We start from the raw sequence: 16,443 nt of genomic DNA, 5'->3' as shown, positions 1-16,443 counted from the left end.
CGCAACGCGCACGCAAAACTGGGCTTTCCAGCTTATCCCGAATTCACGTTTAGTTAAGGATTTTTTTGGAGGTTTGCGCAAGGCGCACGCTAGCTTATCCACAACTCACGTTAAGTCACAGGGGTCTGGCAACGACGCTAGCTAAGGCTTTTCAGCCATCTCAAGATACTGGCTTTCTATCAAAAAAGCGCCCCGTGCAAAGCGAACGCCCCAATACCCACCAGGGCGACGATCCAGCACAACACCTTCTTCGCCCACCTGAATGACGCTGGGTGGACGAAGCATAGGCATGGGTTCTGCGGTTTTTACATAGCTGGGCAGCGCAATTACCCGCACGCGATCGCCCACTGTAAACTGCTTTTCATCCGACATAACCGTCCTCAACTCGCTTCAAACAGATCCCTTCTCTTGAGGCTATCCTAAAGCGGCCCTAAACCGATCTAAACAAACGGGAAGGATGGAGTGCGATCGCACTCCATCCTCCAACGGCCTTTTTGGCAATGATCTTTTTTAACAAAAATCTATGGGATCTATGGAATCTATGGCACTTGCCACACTTTTTGGTGGTAATCCGCAGGCTCAGCATAGGGATCGGGCATCTCGCCATGATGGTGATGCCCATGATGATCGTGCCCGTGAGCGTGCCCATGGTCATGAGCATGTCCGTGACCATGAGCGTGCCCATGGTCGTGGGAATGGCCAACATTGGCATGGCCAACATTGGCTCCGTTGGCGATCGCCGCCAAGCGAAACTTGCACATCTCGCAGTTCATGTTGACCTGCCCAAGCTGCGTTTCAATTTCTCGCTCTCGCATCAGGCCAAACAGGACAGGATGCAACCCCATTTCTGGCAGGCACACCATCGACACATCGGGATGAGCCGCCTGCTGATCTGCACTAATGGCAAAAATCTTCTTCATCAGCACGCCCGTAAACAGGAAGTACGGCAGCACAATAATGCGCTTGGGCTGGTACAGCATGGCGCGGGCAAAGCCTTCTTCCAGGCGAGGGTGGGTAATGCCAATAAAGCAGGTTTCCACCGTCCGATAGCCGCTGCCTTCCCACAGCACCCGCGCCAGCTTGCACACATCGCCATTCGCATCAGGATCGCTCGCCCCACGCCCCACAAACAGCAGTACCGTATCTTCCCGCGAAATGCCTTGAGGATTCCACTCTGGCTTATCTAGCTCATCGAGGCGCGATCGCCACAAATCCAAAATTGCGGGTGTAATGCCAAAGTGCCGCCCGTAATGAAAAGTTAGGTCAGGATGCCGTTTACGTGCCCGATCCAGCTCGTTGGTCACATCAAATTTATTGTGACGCGCTGCAAATAGCAGCACTGGCAGTACCGAAAAATCTCGGTAGCCCTGTTCCACACAAGCATCGACCCCCTGCTGAATTGATGGCTCGGTCAATTCCAAAAAGCAGGGCACCACCGGACGGCTTGTATCTAACGCTTGATACGCAGCGGCAAAGTCCAGCAAACGCTGCCGTCCATCTTCATCGCGGCTACCATGACCAACTAACAGCAGCGGACGCTGAATTGGCAATGGCTCCAGAGACATGGCGATGGGATCAGTCTCTAGCGGATACACCAACAGCGAATGCCCAGCTTCTGTAGATACCGATTCGTCGGCAGATGCCTGATTTACATTTACTAAGTGGTCAGTCAACATAACCTTGTCAAACTCCGTTCCTGTGCAACGCAGGAAATAGAGTGAAAAGAAGATAAGTTGGCATTCTGACTTGAGTTGTCAGGGTGCGATCGCCCAATAAGGAAAGCCGTGCGTTTTCTTCCTTGTGGCTCTACTCACACATCCCCACACCTCTCACAGTTGCGGCACAGTGCCGGACTTTCACCGGACTTCCCCAAACTATCTCCGTTCACGTGTGCCTCGCCATCTTAGCATTCCTGTCCAGGCCCACCGATAGCAGATAGCAGTAATTCCACCCTGAAGTTTGTTATATTTGATACCACAATATCCCACGTACTGCTGACAAAGTTTCTGCCACCTTCTGTCTAAAGGATGAACTGATTTCGCTAGCTTTTCCATTACAACAAGAGCAACATTTAGATTTCCTCGGCAACATTTCAGATCAAATCGTTTTGTCAATCCTTGTAAAACCCGGTTGATCGACAACAAGCTTAAATTACAGTTCGAAAATGAGAATCATCCTCAAAAGTGAGCTAGGATGCAGCGTAATCGGTAAAAGCGCAATTTTTTGAAGCGATAGGTTTAAGGCGATAGGTTCAGGGCACTTCAGTCTGGAACAGTCGAGTTCGTAAGCATCAGGGTCGGAATATCAGGGTCGGAATATCAGGTTTGTGACAATCAAGCTTGTGACAACCAGGCTTGTGACAATCAGGTTTATGACAACGGAGAGGCCAAGAGCATTGGAAACATCCCGTATACTCTATGCAAGTCGAAAAATCTTATCACTGAAGCAAAAGATTGCTTATTTCTTTGCAGCGAAACGCTCACAGGAGCTGAGCGGTCATCGAAGTGAGATGGTTGCAGAAGGTTTAGCTAGGTGTACGAAGAGTGATGTGGTGTCTGCCGATAGCGAAATGGTGGGGTGTATGGCAATTCATATCCTGATGTTAGGTGAAGGGCTGGATTGTCTGGGTGGTATTGTTTCTGTTGAAAAAATCATTCTCCAGCACGCTTCGGCAGAATTTAAGTACAAGCACATTGCCACTCTTCGTCATGGCTCGGCTGTGCGCAAGGCTGCTGTGTTTGCGATCGCTTGCTGCAATCTGGTCAAAACACTGCTGACTGAACCTGTTGATGTGGTTCACATTCACATGTCGGAACGAGGCAGTTCCTTTCGCCATCTCATCACCAGTTTGATCACTTTAGCCTTCCGCAAACCGATTGTGATGCATAGCCACAGCGCTATGTTTCAAGACTTTTATGCTGAGTTGCCACAGGTGATTAAACGCACTATGCAGCAGGTATTTGGTCGGTGCGATCGCTTTGTTGTGCTATCCGAAAGCTGGCGCAGCTTTTTTATTGAAAACCTGAAGCTCGATCCAAAGCGAGTTGTGCTGTTGCCAAACCCTGTTGTGTTGCCCCCCAACGTTCCCGATCGAGTGGGCACAACCGACCTCAAACTGGTGTTTTTGGGTCGCATTGGCAGCCGCAAAGGAGCCTTTAATTTGCTGCAAGCGTTTGCCTTGGTGGATTCTCATTTGCGAGAGCGCATTCATTTGGTCATGGCGGGTGACGGAGAGATCGCCAAAGCCAAACAGCTTGCCAATCGGCTCGGCATTACCGATCGCGTACAGATTGTGGGCTGGCTCGATCAAGAGGATCGGGATGCACTGTTAACCGAAGCCAACATGCTAATTTTGCCCTCGTATAACGAAGGGTTGCCCATGGCGTTGCTAGAGGCAATGAGTTGGGGGTTACCCGTCATTTCCACACCTGTGGGCGGCACGCCTGAAGTGGTCACCCACAAGCACAATGGTTTGCTTGTGGAGCCGGGTGATATTCACGGTTTGGCTGAAGCGATGGAAAGGCTGATTACCGACGAAGGGTTGCGATCGCGCTTAGGCAAAGCGGCCCGTGCCAGCGTCAAAGATTTGAACGTGGACCAATACAGAATGAATTTAGAACGAATTTACCGATCGGCACTTACGTTGAAGTAACGCTACAAGCCAAACATTTGTCCTTCAACTTCGTACAACGTCGTTCCTAAAATGTCATGTTCTCGGTTGCATGGACTTGGCCTGTGCGACCAAACTTTATGATTTCAATAGACTGAAACACCAAACCTCCTGTGTGAATTGTTGCGTGGTAGAGCTACGCAACGATTCATGTCATGCTTCAAAAAGTCATTCGCACAGGAGGGCTAGTATGAAGCTAACAAATGAACCTATCGTTGGGCTGCATCATCGGGTACGGTAGTGAGATCATGAGTTCGTATCGGATAATGTCAGTTCGCCAAACTCTCCGGTTTTACCTGGATGATCTTGAAACGCCAATTGGCAAGTCGATTTCATTGACGATCGCGAGTTTAGTCATTATTTCATCTGCGATCTTTGCAATTCAAACCTATCCAATCTCTCTCAATTTTCGACGAGGGTTAGATTGGGTTGATAGTGTTATTTTGCTAATTTTTTCGATTGAGTACGGGCTGCGACTATGGTGTGCCGAAAAACCACTGCGGTATGTCGTCAGTCTATATGGATTCATTGATTTAGTCGCTATTCTTCCTTTTCTAATTGGCGGGGCTGTCGATATTCGTTTTATTCGCCTCTTCCGCTGGTTTCGAATTTTGCGGTTGGTACGCTTTGTTGAAGGTGAAACGATTTTGGGTTATGTATCGCGTAAAGAATCGGCAATTGCCCTACGTATTCTTTTCACACTGTTTGCCATTCTTTTTGTCTATTCAGGGTTGATTTACCAAATCGAGCATCCAATTAATCCCAATAGCTTTAGAACATTTTTAGATGCGATTTATTTTTCGGTTTCTACCCTGTCAACGGCTGGATTTGGAGACCTAGTTCCGATTTCAGAAGGGGGGCGACTCCTAACCATTTTGATGATGCTGACCGGGCTCATCTTTATTCCGCTACAGCTTGGCGATTTGATTAAACAATTGGTGAACAGCAGCACCCAAATTGAGGTGAAATGTTCTGGCTGCGGGCGATCGCACCACGATGAAGATGCTCAATATTGCAAAATTTGTGGTGCGGCATTACTATTGCCAACGGGTTCAGCTACGCCTACGATAGATGGGTCAACTACTGAGTTCTAGAACACACCTAAATCCTGGCAAAAACTGGCGAAAACTACGGTACGTTGCTAGCGATAAATTTCTAGAATGGAACAATCTAATGACCTGCTGAGGAGCGAGATCGGGCATGCCACAACACGGTGTAACAGTTTGGTTTACAGGCTTAAGCGGTGCAGGAAAAACAACGATTCGCATGGCTGTAGAACAACAATTGCGCGATCGCGGTCTCAAGGTTGAAGTTTTAGATGGCGATATTGTGCGCCAGTATCTCACCAAGGGATTGGGCTTTAGCAAAGAAGACCGAGACGAAAATATTCGCCGCATTGGGTTTGTGTCTCAACTGCTCACTCGCAATGGAGTGATTGTCTTGGTTTCTGCAATTTCTCCTTACCGCAGCACCCGCGACGAAGTTCGTACCAGCATTGGCAATTTTGTTGAGGTGTTTGTCAATGCGCCTCTGTCTGTTTGTGAACAGCGAGATGTGAAAGGACTGTACAAAAAAGCACGCGCAGGAGAAATCAAACAATTCACAGGAATTGACGATCCCTACGAGCCACCGCTCAACCCAGAAGTGGAATGCAAAACCGATCAAATGTCCTTAGAAGAATGTGTCGATAGCGTTATCGGCTATCTAGAGCAGCAAGGATATCTCTTCTCGGAATCGGTTCAGGCCAACGTTTAAAGTCTGCGGTTTTCTGATCTTGGGAATCCGAGTTGTACTATCGGTGCGATCGCTTTTGATAGACAGATTTGGTATTGCCAAGCCCGCATTCAAGAAATGAGTTCTTCTGCACAAATAGCTTTTTGCAACGTGAATCATTGCGTAGCAGGGCCGCGTAATGATTCACACAAAAGGTTAATTGCATCGAGTCCAAGACTTACGCCGCTGAATGATGTTTGGGGCGATTAGCGCCCCAAACATCATTCAATCCCCTAGTTTTTCATATGAAGTGCGTAAGGCCTATCATCAATAAAGCAGTAGAGCAACGTATGCGACACGCCTCTCTACTGCTTTATTCATATGTCTAGCTATTCAACCGAATAGCTAGACTCAGCCTCACACTATTAAATTGAATGCGCTATTCAGCACAGCACAGATTTTGCCATAGCGTGCCAGCCCTTATCTTGGCAATGACACTCGGCAGAAGCAACTAACGAACTTCATTTCGTCGAATTGTTTCATCACGATTGTCAACAATGATCACCTCTGGCTCACCATCATTATCAATATCGCGTTCATTCGAAAAGGGTCGATGGCCCGTCACCTGATCCCGATCGGATGTACCGTAGGTTGCCGTGGTTGCCCCAGTCGCTTGGCGCGATTGCTCTAAATCGGGAGCATTATAGATACCAAACTCTTCAACATGGCGATCGCGCAGGATGGATTCTACCCGCCGCAAACTCTCATCCGTACCATCGACGAGGAGCAGATAATCACCAGCTTTCACACGCTCATCGTATACTTTGGCGCGATCTTCAGGGATTCCGGCTCCCACCAAAGCACCAACGATACCACCTGTTGCAGCACCGATTCCGGCACCCGCCAACGTCGCAGCAATTTCAGAAATGCCCACCCCTGCTGCAAAAATAGGACCAACACCCGGAATTGCCAGAACACCGGCACCAACCAAGAAACCGCCGATACCACCCAAGATGGTACCCGTGCTAGCACCAATCCCTGCACCTTCCTGTGCTAAATTGTCTTGCCCTTTCCGTACCTCATCAGCACCTTTCAAATCATCCGTATGACGTCCAATCAGCGAGATGCGGTCTCGATCAATCCCAGCATTCAGCAATGCTTGTAGTGCGCTTTCCAAATCTTCTCGATGCTTAAACACACCGACAGCACGCTTGTATTGGGTCGTACTCGAATTCATTCGTGAATTAACCATTTTGACCTCTGTTTTGAATTCAACAATGTTCAGATAGGGATATCCCGTTCTGAATCTCCATCGGTTCTCTCGTATCAAGAACCGCGTTAAGTGGGAATGGTGGTTTCGCTATCCACTTCCTAAACCGTGGGATGAGGTGGAGTAGCCGATGGATAAACTTCTTCGGCAACAATCACGGGACGGTTCTCGTACCGAGAAAGAAACTCTTCGATTTGGGTGTCGGTCCAATTCAAGTTGGCTTGTCGCAGCAAATTTATATCGGCCTGACGAGCTTCACCCGTAACCACAACATTTTCCCCAGCCTCTAGTTCAGCTGTGTTCGTGGCCTGATCAACGCCAATCACCAACACGCCGATATCGTTTGCCCAGCCTTCTTCAAACAGGGCAAACCCACTGCTCGTTTCGTCTAAGAGCCGGATATCTCCTTCAACGGCGATCGTTTCATTGAAGTAGCCCTCCGGTGCATCCCACAGATCTTGGGGTCTTGGAGCAGGAGCAAAATTATTGGCCACCACAACAGGCTGTTGCTCATATTGGCTGTATCGATTGGGGTCTAGAGTGACTCCATAACGCTGCTGTAGTCCTGCAGCACTAAATGTCTCTAGTTGACCTGTGACCTGAATGGGGATTTGCTGCTGTGGCAGGGTAAATGGAGTGCCTGTGGAATTCACAACCAAGATATCGCCACCATTGGCTGATTCCATGACAAAACCATTGTCATCAATTACTTCGGTTACTCCGCTGCGAATCGTGACCTCTTCGCCAACGACAGAATCGCCCGGTTCAACTTGAGCTACATCATCAGATGTGACATTGTCCTGCCCAACTTGATCATTTTGAGCAACGCCATTACACCCAGAGGCGAGTGCAACAATAAGCCCAAGGGCGATCGCACCTCCCCATGTTTTTTTGGATCTGGTTTTGTCCAGATGGTTATTTTCGTGTTGGTCTACCATCACGAGACTCCTTAATTTCACGCAGCAAAACCTTAGAAAAACCAAGGTTTATTGATTCTCAATCATTCAGCTAGTTCAGGATTCGAACATCATTCGAACAAGGCGCTACATGCGTATGCAAAGCGATCGCAACAACTGACATGAAGCTGTTGTTGCTGCGTCGTAAAGCCGAACTTCTTTCAAACTTTTGCCGATTTTGATTTAGCAAAGATGAGTTTGATGCTTTGACGAACTGAAGTAATTGAGCAATATTAAAAATTAACGAATTTTTTACATCCAGCTAATTCAGCTATTAGTTTTACTGTAGCCCGATTCCAGGAAAATCATCTCTATCGGTGGTTATCCTTACCCGTCTAACCAATTATAGATTTTGCCAATCAGAGGATGAAAAAGTGCAGTCGTTAAGGGATTTTTAATACATGAAGCGATCGCCCCAAATGACTGCCAATCAAGCTGTTGAGTAGATTAAAACTGGCAGCCAACAACTATCATCCCTCGAAAAGCAAGCTCATCGTTTCATCATTCTTCTTATGAATTAGCTCGTTTTATTAACCTGAGTTTTGGATAAGCTAAAGCGCCCATTTTTGCGTTCGCGTCGCGTCTGCAGAAACAATTAAAGGTGTGTTCTAGAACTGCATAAACACACTTCTAAAACACACCTCATTTAATTAAGAGTGATGGATGGTAGCCATACTAGTAGCCACATACCAACTGCAATTGCAAAGCGATCGCTCCCTATACCAACCACGTCAGACTAATCTGCTTTCGGCTGCGAAAACTTGGGCTCAGCCTTAATATCGGACGTATCGGTTGGAGGGGTTTGGCCTGTGGGCTGAGGGGTGCGGGCCGCAACCGATGGTACCGAGATGGGTGCGGGCATCGCCGAAGCGGAGGGTGCCGCCGAGCGCAGAGCTTCGGCAGTCGGAACCAAAGCCTCTGCAACAGCCGTTTGCTCTTGTAGTTGCTGAGTAGACGATACCAAATTGCCCAACCCGTGAATCAGTTCCCGAATACTATCGCGCACCGCTGGGTCTCCCGTTAGCTCATCCAAATCAGCGGTGATCTTTTGGGCATTTTGAAACGTGGCGCGGGCAGAATCCAGCGTTTCCTGCAACAGCAGCACATTTTCTGAACTTCCCAGCGCATCAGTAAGGTTGCGCAGGCTAGCTGCGGCCTGGGCTGCATTACTGGCTGCGCTGTTTGCACTGAGAGATAGCGCTTGCAGATTGCTCACGGCACCTTGGTCATCCACCAAAGGCATTAACCGATTCACAATGAGCCGAATATCGCCGCTGGCCTGGCTCACATTATCCAACGTGGTAACCAACGCTCCCTCATTGGACGCGAGGAGACGATTCACTTCGGCCGAAGTAAACGAGAGCTGATTGGCTGCTTGACCGACCGCCAAGGTGGTTGAGTTGGCCGACCCCAGCAACACTTGCACCTCACCGCGCACCGATCGTGTCAGATCGGTGACTTCGGAGGTGAGCTGCGTGACCCCGGTGGCCGCTTCAGCCGTGTTGCGAGTTAGGGTGTTGATGTTGTCGAGCAGATCAGTGTTCGTTAACACGTCGGTAATTTGCAACGTGGCGCGAATCAACTCGGTAAAGGTTACGCCCTCTTCGCCCTGAACGCGATCGCCATCGCAAATAATGACCGCAGAGTTACAGTCTTCCGCGAGCGGATTGGTGGAAACAGGCGTTGGCACACCATTGGGCGGCAAGATATCGATGCCCGACTCGCCAATCAGCCCTGACTGGTTCGGATACAAAATAGCATTGCGCGGAATGATGGTGTCTGCTGGCGAAATTTCAACTTCGACTTCGGCAGCTTGATAGCCTGGGGATACCGCCGTGACAAACCCCACAGGAACACCGCGATAGCGCACAGGAGCTCCAACCTGCACCCCACCCGCATCCGACAGCTCAATTGAAAACTTATAGCTGCGACTAAAGTTCAGCCCTCGCAACCACAGCACCAAACCAATGAACAGGCCAACACCTGCCAAAATTAATAACCCTACTGAACCTTCTCGAAGTGTGCGCGATCGCATTCCTCTCTCCCCTATGGCCTTTGAAGGGTTGGCTGTACTGCGCCTTCCCTAACACACATACCCAACAGCACAGCTCATCTCATCAAAATGGCCAATTGATATCGCCGATATTAGAGATGCCTGATATAGAGTAGCCCAAATGGAACGCAGTCTTACGCCTAATGTGCCACCCCGTCCTGTCCTGTTTGCATTCAATCAGGCGGCATGGTCCTGAGCATGCCCCGATCCGGTGATTTTAGCGAACCGTCAACTCAAGCTGTAGATCGACCTGATCGATGGTTCTGGCTGGCTTCGGCTGATCCTTGCAAATGATAGTTTCAAAACCAAGCCCAGGCTGTGTCAGGTTGCACAAGGCACGCAAGCCGTGAATTAAGCGCAGGTTTAAGCCGTCAGGGCTGCTGCGCTTCTTATCAACGATCAGGAATTTAGATGTGCGATCGCGGCATCCGTTTTCGTCGGTTGCCATTCATGCCGTCTATCCATGCCGTCTATCCATGCCGTCTATCCATTCCAGGAACCCATCTCAACCATCCATTGCTCTTCAGGTTTCCCGATTGTGGCGTTATCCCACCACCTGAATTGGTCCTTGGACACTGCCGCTAAAAAATTGCCGGACAAGGGAGTTATCCGTGGTGTCGATTTCATGAATGGTGCCCTGCCACTGCACCTTGCCCTGATACAAAAAGATGACGCGATCGGCTGTGCGGCGAATCGTGCTGTCCTGGTGGGTGACCATGACATAGGTGCTGCATCCTCCTTGCTCGCGCTGAAGTTGCCGCACCAAATCTTCAATCACGGTCGAGGCGATCGGGTCTAAACCAGCGGTGGGCTCATCGTATAGCAAAACTTCCGGACGCTCTTCGGGATGTTCTGGATTTTCCATGATGGCGCGGGCAAAGCTAACGCGCTTGCGCATCCCACCCGATAGCTCGGCCGGAAAGCGATCGCCAATTCCCGGTAGGCCAACCATGTCCAGCTTTTCGTCCACTAAGTGCCGAATCTGATCGGATGAGAGCTTCGTGTGTTGAAATAGGGAGAATCCAATATTTTCGTAAACGGTTAAGGAGTCAAACAGAGCTGCCTGCTGAAACACCATGCCAATGCCAACCGAGTCTGCCCCATCTTCAGCAAGGCCTTCGCGCCGTTGACCCCGAATATAAATGTCCCCCGCATCGGGAGCCAACAGCCCAGCAATAATCCGCAATACCGTGGACTTTCCCGTTCCTGAGGGGCCAATAATGGCGATCGCCTCCCCCCGATCAATCGTTAGGTTCACACCATCCAGCACGGGGTTGCTACCAAACGTTTTGGTAACACCGCGCAGTTCTATCAACGGTTCAGCCATGGGCACTCATCATCCAGCACATCCAGCACCAGCACACCTAGCAATCGTCACCCAGCAACGTCTGGATGAACAAAGCGTACTCGCGTCAAATTCAAATGCTAACGTTAGAAACAGCTTGTAGACTACTGGCTTCTCAACAAGGGGGGCAATTCTTCAACCTGCCTTAATATGCTTAGCAGCAGTGTTCAAAATTTTACATCCTAGAGCTTTTGCATTCGTCTCGCTCGTCCTTCTCGCCCCTCTTCATCTAACCCATGTCGAACGGACTGTTTAAACACGCGCTAAAAGCAATTCGGCCTCCAGTTTCGCCTCACCATCATTCATCACGCCATCGGGTCAATCAATGGTTTAAGTGGCTATCGCCAGGATTGTCGTTCAAGCGATGGCTGTTTGTGAGTGCCGGTGGGGTGCTGCTGGTGGGGTTGGGGGCTGCCATTTGGGCCAGACAAACTCCCATCTTTCGCTTGGGACAACTGATTGGCGACACACTAGAGCTGATCACTCGTCTTGTGCCCAATTACATTAGCGGGCCGGTGGCAATTTTGGCTGGGTTGCTGTTTGTGCTGTGGGGACAAACGCGCAGCATTAGCACGCTCAAAGAAGTGCTAATGCCCGATAGCGAAGAGGAACTGGTCGATCGGCTGCGGGCCTATCGCCGCCTCAACCGGGGACCCAGAATTGTAGCGCTGGGCGGGGGCACCGGACTTTCGACCCTGTTGCGAGGTCTCAAAAATTACAGCGCCAACATTACCGCCGTGGTGACGGTAGCCGATGATGGCGGCTCTTCGGGTCGCTTGCGGCGGGAAATTGGGGTGCTGCCTCCGGGCGATATTCGCAACTGTTTGGCGGCGCTGGCCGATGAAGAAAAACTGCTGACGGAGCTGTTTCAATATCGGTTCAAGGCGGGAGACGGGCTCACGGGCCATAGCTTTGGCAACTTGTTTTTGACGGTGATGAGTGAGGTGACGGGAGACTTGGAACAGGCGATCGCCGCCAGTTCCAAAGTGCTGGCCGTACGAGGCGAAGTGTTGCCCTCAACCCTGAGCGACATGCGCCTGTGGGCCGAACTCAGCGATGGCCGCCGCATTGAGGGTGAATCCAGCATTAGCGAAGCCAACGGCACCATTGTCAACATTGGTTCTATTCCGGCCAACCCACCTGCCCTTCCTCGCGTGCTAGAAGCGATCGCCGAAGCCGACTACATCATCATTGGCCCTGGCAGCCTTTACACCAGCGTCATTCCCAACTTGCTTGTGCCGGAAATCGTGGAAGCCATCGTCAACCGCAAGGTGCCGCGTGTGTATGTGTGCAATGTGATGACCCAACCGGGCGAAACCCAGGGCTACACCGTTTCTGACCATATTCGGGCAATTGATGCAGTCACGGGCGATCGCCGCCTGTTTGATGCGGTGCTGGTGCAAAAGAAAACCCCTTCGGCCCATGCGCTCATTCAGTACGCGCAGGAAGGGTCTCATCCTGTGTATTTCGATCGAGAAGCGGTGATGCACCTGGGGCGACGAGTGGTGATTGCCAATGTGATGAGCGAAGACGAAGCCACGGGCGTCGTGCGGCATGACAGCGATCGCCTAGCTCGAATCTTGCTTCGTTGGTTCAGCCGCGTACAAGGGCTGTAAGCTAGAAAAGGCGTTGTGGCCCATCCTGAACTTGTCGGATGTCATGTGTCGGATGTCATGTGTCGGATGCAATCGCGCCCTAATGTTTTGTTGAAGTGCTTATGTCTCCAGAGTTGTTGCGATCGCTCGTGTGGCTAGATTATCGATTGGCCGTGCTGTTTTTGGTCATTCTGCCGCTCATGCTGCTGCTATGGACGACCCTCAAGCGATCGGAATCAATGCAGCGAGTGATGGTCATCTACTGGCGGGTATCGAGCTTGCTGGCCATCACCGTGTATCTCATGATTGGCAACCTGCCCATGGCTTTTATGGCCTCTATCATGGCGAAGGTACTGATTCCCCTAAGCCTGTGGTTTTGGGTTGACCTTAACGAAGAAATTGAAGACCAACGCCCTAGCACCCTCAAGCTCACCTTTAATGTATGGCGATGGGCCGCCAGCATTTATACCGCCATTGGGGCGATCGCCTTCATTCCATTCTTACAATGCGCCTTCTCGCGGGCTGTCTACGACACCGCCTTCTGCCAAGTGTGGCGCGAGGCACCCCTCATCTATAAAGACACCCTCCACGCAGGCTACACTCCTGGATTTTTGGGATTTTGGGGCATCGTTGGTCTCGTCATTTACGTGCTGTACCTCATCTACTTCGTGGCGGTGCGGCTGGGCAAAACTGGCCGCTCTGCCATCGAGCAGTAATCCAACGTCAGTTAGGATTGACGCACTTCATCCAAAAAACGACGGGATTGACTGATGTTTAGGGCGCTAAGCGCCGCGCCTCAAACATCAGTCAACTGAATTTAGACTTACGCATTGGTGTTGTGGGTAGGGTGCAAAGCACCCTACCCACAACACCAGCACACCTGATTTCGTGAGCTTGCGTAAGTCCTGTTCGTAAGTCCTGTTCGTAAGTCCTGGTCCGTTTTGGTTCTGGGCTTTGCTGAGGGGGGCGCTGTCGAGCCCTTCAGCAGAGCCCTTTTTGCAAGGCCAACACACCGCATCAGCCCACATCAAACCACCATCATTCCTGTGCGGGCAGGCAGCACCAAACGATAGCGCTGATCCATACGCCACACTTCGCCCTGGCCATACACCTGCTGATCGGGGTAGGTCGGCATCTCTATCTCAAACTCCAGCGTGGTTTCCTTCAGACCCACATTGACTGCCACCATCACCACAGCATCACCCAGAACCCGAGCAAACACGTAGCCATCGCCCTGAGCGTGTAGCACTTGATATTTGCCAATGCGCAGGGCCGGGTATCGCAGTCGTAGGGCAATTAGCTGGCGATGGTAGGCCAACACATCTCCATTCCACTGGTCGCGAGCAGGGAACCCTCGTCGACAGTCTGGATCGAGCTTGCCCTCTAGCCCAACCTCGTCGCCGTAGTAGATGCTGGGCGCACCCGGAAACGACATCAACAGCAGCGTTGCCAGTTCCACACTGGCGCGATCGCCCTGGGCAATGCTAATCAGCCGCGCCGTATCGTGGCTGTCCAACAGGTTCAACTGGGTGAGCTGAATATCCCAGGGATACAGATCCAGCAAATACTGAATTTTGGATGCGTAGCCTTCGGCATCTAGCGCGGGATACGGCGAGTAGGAACGATCTTCGACCTCAGCCAAATCCACGCGATCGCCCGCCGTAAACGCAATCGTAGGAGCCGTAAATAAGTAATTCATTACCCCGTCAAACTGGGTACCATCCAGCCATTGGCGCGAGTCGCCCCACACCTCACCCACAATGTACGCATCGGGATTAATCGCCTTGACGCGATCGCGAAACTCTTGCCAAAAGCCTTCTACCGTAATTTCAAACGGCACATCCAACCGCCAGCCATCAATACCAAACTTGAGCCAGTACTCTGCCACCTGCATGATGTATTCTCGCGGGCCAGGATTGTGGTGGTTAAACACTGGCAGCGCCCGATTATCCACCCAACTTTCATAGTTGGCCGGATAGCTACCGTCATAGGCCGACAGCGGCCACCCCTGAATTTTGAACCAATCCAACCAGGGAGAATACGGCCCATTCTCCAAAATATCGTTAAAAAAGAAAAATCCTCGACTGGCATGGTTAAACACGCCATCTAGCACCACGCGAATATGGCGATCGTGCGCCTGGTCAATGAGCGATCGCAGCGCCTCATTGCCTCCCAGCAATGGGTCGACCTGATAGTAATCATGGGTGTGGTAGCGATGGTTGCACGCCGACTGAAACACGGGCGTAAAGTAAATGGCTGTAATTCCCAACTCGACCAAATAGTCGAGTTGGTCAATTACGCCCCACAGGTTGCCGCCTTTATACCCTTGAATCGTAGGAGGGGAGTCCCACAGTTCCAACGGCACATCACTAGTTTGCACCGGAGACAGAGGCAAGTTTGCGGGTGGCTTACCTTTGGCAAATCGATCCGGAAAAATTTGGTAAAACACCGCGTGCTTTACCCAGTCGGGGGTGTGAATAGCCATGGCAATGATGAAAGCGTAGGTTGAATGCGGTCACTCGTCACGATATCTCATTCGTCATTCTCCATCTGAGTACTACTGGTAATGTCTACCTACAGACTAGGATGAGGAGAATCGTTTGGAGGAGATGCCCACTATGGCGATTTGGAATCCGGCAGAAGTTCGCGATCGCAACGGCCTGATGTTAACCCTCGAGGAAAAAGCCCACATTCTTGCAAATCTGCCAACCGCCCCTGATGGCCATCGCTACGCCGATGCCGTATTCGAAGGGGGCGGAGTCAAGGGAACTGCATTTTTGGGAGCGCTCCGCTGCTTTAGCGAGGTAGGGTTGCGATGGCGCAAAGTGGCCGGCACCTCGGCAGGGGCCATTACCGCCGCTCTAGTGGCAGCAGATCTCACCATCGAAGAATTGGAATCTGTCATTGGCCAGCTGGACTATGAAGATGAACTGCTAGCCAAGAAAACGAGCCGTTTTGTCTTTAGCGGCTCTCCCGAAAAAAGTTTGCAGCGCCCTCTGTGGCTGCTCGCCAATCTGTGGTTTACCCGGCAGCAAGGCCAATATTCCACCGAACCGTTCAAAGCGTGGCTTCAAAAAGCACTGGGCGATCGCCTCAACACCTTCAACGATTTGAGATGGAACATCCCTGCCGATCAAGAAGACACCCACTGGCACGAAAAACGGGCGCTAAAAGTGGTCATTTCCGACATTAGCCGAGGCGAAATGTTGGTACTTCCCGATGACCTCGACAGCGACATCAACCAAAATTTGCTAAAACGGCTCAACCTTGCCGATAAGTGCGACTTTTCTGTACCCGAAGCGGTGCGCCTATCCATGAGCATTCCCTTCTTCTTTGCCCCTGGCAAACTGGGCGACTACACCATTGTAGATGGCGGCATTTTAAGCAACTTTCCCCTGTGGATTTATGATGCGCCTCCCGGTGGCAACCCACCGCGCTGTCCCACCTTTGGCTTTCGGCTCAGTGAAGCGCGACCCGAAACTCACAACAACTCTATCGACAATGCCGTGGCGTTGTTTTCGGGCATGCTGCAAACCATGATGAACGCCAGCGATCGCTACCATTTACGAGAAAATGGCCAGGGTCGCGTTGTCAACATCGACACCACCGGCATTACCGCCACGCAGTTTAACCTGGGCTCCGCCGAAAAAGATCGCCTCTACTGCAACGGCTACCTCGCCACCAAACAATTCCTGCTAGAGCAATGGAATTGGAGCCACCACTTACACAGCCGAGGCTACACCCAAGTCCCCTCCAACGCCGTCAGTGCCAATCTCTAGCCCTTTTGCGCACTGGTCAGATCTCGCGGCTTCAAAACGAATGCAGGTTCCCCGCATCCAAC

At 51.0% G+C, this 16,443-nt stretch carries 14 protein-coding genes; 6 read left to right on the top strand and 8 right to left on the bottom strand.

All coding sequences use genetic code 11. From position 1 onward, the window contains the following. Positions 1–141: 141 nt before the first annotated feature. Both sipA and ACQ4M4_RS09620 read right to left on the bottom strand, forming a co-directional pair. Positions 142–372 carry a regulatory protein SipA gene (sipA, locus tag ACQ4M4_RS09625; protein WP_430684277.1) on the bottom strand — a complete coding sequence of 77 codons (231 nt, stop codon included), beginning with the start codon at positions 370–372 and terminating at the stop codon, positions 142–144. A gap of 167 nt (positions 373–539) precedes the next feature. Further along, positions 540–1,676 (bottom strand): sirohydrochlorin chelatase, encoded by a 1,137-nt coding sequence (locus ACQ4M4_RS09620; protein WP_430684276.1) that lies wholly within the window; start codon positions 1,674–1,676, stop codon positions 540–542. An 875-nt stretch (positions 1,677–2,551) separates the two neighbouring features. On the opposite strand from ACQ4M4_RS09620, the gene ACQ4M4_RS09615 reads away from it, so the two are divergent. The 3 genes from ACQ4M4_RS09615 (at position 2,552) to cysC (ending at position 5,425) form a co-directional block, all read left to right on the top strand. Further along, complete coding sequence (locus tag ACQ4M4_RS09615; protein ID WP_430684275.1) at positions 2,552–3,652, top strand: glycosyltransferase family 4 protein; 1,101 nt, start codon at positions 2,552–2,554, stop codon at positions 3,650–3,652. Positions 3,653–3,918: 266 nt separating this feature from the next. Further along, positions 3,919–4,764, top strand: a complete 846-nt coding sequence (locus tag ACQ4M4_RS09610; RefSeq protein ID WP_430684274.1) for an ion transporter — start codon at positions 3,919–3,921, stop codon at positions 4,762–4,764. Positions 4,765–4,870: 106 nt separating this feature from the next. Next, positions 4,871–5,425 (top strand): adenylyl-sulfate kinase, encoded by a 555-nt coding sequence (cysC, locus tag ACQ4M4_RS09605; RefSeq protein ID WP_430684273.1) that lies wholly within the window; start codon positions 4,871–4,873, stop codon positions 5,423–5,425. Positions 5,426–5,894: 469 nt separating this feature from the next. Here cysC and ACQ4M4_RS09600 read toward each other — a convergent pair whose 3' ends face one another. The 5 genes from ACQ4M4_RS09600 to ACQ4M4_RS09580 form a co-directional block, all read right to left on the bottom strand. After that, entirely contained in the window at positions 5,895–6,620 is a 726-nt protein-coding gene (locus tag ACQ4M4_RS09600) for a signal transduction histidine kinase (STHK), LytS (RefSeq protein WP_430684272.1), read from the bottom strand. Positions 6,621–6,754: 134 nt separating this feature from the next. Continuing rightward, positions 6,755–7,591 (bottom strand): hypothetical protein, encoded by an 837-nt coding sequence (locus ACQ4M4_RS09595; protein ID WP_430684271.1) that lies wholly within the window; start codon positions 7,589–7,591, stop codon positions 6,755–6,757. Between the two features lie 754 nt (positions 7,592–8,345). Then, positions 8,346–9,644 (bottom strand): MlaD family protein, encoded by a 1,299-nt coding sequence (locus tag ACQ4M4_RS09590; RefSeq protein WP_430684270.1) that lies wholly within the window; start codon positions 9,642–9,644, stop codon positions 8,346–8,348. Between the two features lie 235 nt (positions 9,645–9,879). After that, on the bottom strand, positions 9,880–10,110 hold the full coding sequence (locus tag ACQ4M4_RS09585; RefSeq protein ID WP_430684269.1) for a hypothetical protein: 231 nt from the start codon (positions 10,108–10,110) through the stop codon (positions 9,880–9,882). A gap of 96 nt (positions 10,111–10,206) precedes the next feature. Beyond that, positions 10,207–10,989, bottom strand: a complete 783-nt coding sequence (locus ACQ4M4_RS09580; protein WP_430684268.1) for an ABC transporter ATP-binding protein — start codon at positions 10,987–10,989, stop codon at positions 10,207–10,209. Positions 10,990–11,243: 254 nt separating this feature from the next. On the opposite strand from ACQ4M4_RS09580, the gene ACQ4M4_RS09575 reads away from it, so the two are divergent. Next, positions 11,244–12,623 (top strand): gluconeogenesis factor YvcK family protein, encoded by a 1,380-nt coding sequence (locus ACQ4M4_RS09575; RefSeq protein WP_430684267.1) that lies wholly within the window; start codon positions 11,244–11,246, stop codon positions 12,621–12,623. Positions 12,624–12,724: 101 nt separating this feature from the next. Continuing rightward, positions 12,725–13,318: a DUF3177 family protein gene (locus ACQ4M4_RS09570; RefSeq protein ID WP_430684266.1), complete on the top strand. Its 594-nt coding sequence runs from the start codon at positions 12,725–12,727 to the stop codon at positions 13,316–13,318. 311 nt (positions 13,319–13,629) lie between these two features. Here ACQ4M4_RS09570 and ACQ4M4_RS09565 read toward each other — a convergent pair whose 3' ends face one another. Next, the gene (locus tag ACQ4M4_RS09565) at positions 13,630–15,087 is read right to left on the bottom strand and encodes a glycoside hydrolase family 13 protein (protein ID WP_430684265.1); all 1,458 of its coding nucleotides are present in this window, start codon (positions 15,085–15,087) and stop codon (positions 13,630–13,632) included. A gap of 133 nt (positions 15,088–15,220) precedes the next feature. Here ACQ4M4_RS09565 and ACQ4M4_RS09560 point away from each other — a divergent pair, with 133 nt between their 5' ends. Further along, positions 15,221–16,381 carry a patatin-like phospholipase family protein gene (locus ACQ4M4_RS09560; RefSeq protein WP_430684264.1) on the top strand — a complete coding sequence of 387 codons (1,161 nt, stop codon included), beginning with the start codon at positions 15,221–15,223 and terminating at the stop codon, positions 16,379–16,381. Positions 16,382–16,443 lie beyond the last annotated feature (62 nt).

The organism is Leptolyngbya sp. AN02str (assembly GCF_050565595.1).
Taxonomy (GTDB): Bacteria; Cyanobacteriota; Cyanobacteriia; order Elainellales; family Elainellaceae; genus Kaiparowitsia.
The sequence above is the reverse complement of the archived record's forward strand: the minus strand, read 5'-3'. Positions and strand labels throughout refer to the sequence as shown.

What these genes read in the sequence shown, in the direction of transcription:
- ACQ4M4_RS09565 (WP_430684265.1), bottom strand. Translation starts at nt 15,087, where the DNA reads ATGGCTATTCACACCCCCGACTGGGTAAAGCACGCGGTGTTTTACCAA.
- ACQ4M4_RS09575 (WP_430684267.1), top strand. Translation starts at nt 11,244, where the DNA reads ATGTCGAACGGACTGTTTAAACACGCGCTAAAAGCAATTCGGCCTCCA.
- ACQ4M4_RS09580 (WP_430684268.1), bottom strand. Translation starts at nt 10,989, where the DNA reads ATGGCTGAACCGTTGATAGAACTGCGCGGTGTTACCAAAACGTTTGGT.
- ACQ4M4_RS09570 (WP_430684266.1), top strand. Translation starts at nt 12,725, where the DNA reads ATGTCTCCAGAGTTGTTGCGATCGCTCGTGTGGCTAGATTATCGATTG.
- sipA (WP_430684277.1), bottom strand. Translation starts at nt 372, where the DNA reads ATGTCGGATGAAAAGCAGTTTACAGTGGGCGATCGCGTGCGGGTAATT.
- ACQ4M4_RS09620 (WP_430684276.1), bottom strand. Translation starts at nt 1,676, where the DNA reads ATGTTGACTGACCACTTAGTAAATGTAAATCAGGCATCTGCCGACGAA.
- ACQ4M4_RS09590 (WP_430684270.1), bottom strand. Translation starts at nt 9,644, where the DNA reads ATGCGATCGCGCACACTTCGAGAAGGTTCAGTAGGGTTATTAATTTTG.
- ACQ4M4_RS09595 (WP_430684271.1), bottom strand. Translation starts at nt 7,591, where the DNA reads ATGGTAGACCAACACGAAAATAACCATCTGGACAAAACCAGATCCAAA.
- ACQ4M4_RS09600 (WP_430684272.1), bottom strand. Translation starts at nt 6,620, where the DNA reads ATGAATTCGAGTACGACCCAATACAAGCGTGCTGTCGGTGTGTTTAAG.
- ACQ4M4_RS09585 (WP_430684269.1), bottom strand. Translation starts at nt 10,110, where the DNA reads ATGGCAACCGACGAAAACGGATGCCGCGATCGCACATCTAAATTCCTG.
- cysC (WP_430684273.1), top strand. Translation starts at nt 4,871, where the DNA reads ATGCCACAACACGGTGTAACAGTTTGGTTTACAGGCTTAAGCGGTGCA.
- ACQ4M4_RS09610 (WP_430684274.1), top strand. Translation starts at nt 3,919, where the DNA reads ATGAGTTCGTATCGGATAATGTCAGTTCGCCAAACTCTCCGGTTTTAC.
- ACQ4M4_RS09560 (WP_430684264.1), top strand. Translation starts at nt 15,221, where the DNA reads ATGGCGATTTGGAATCCGGCAGAAGTTCGCGATCGCAACGGCCTGATG.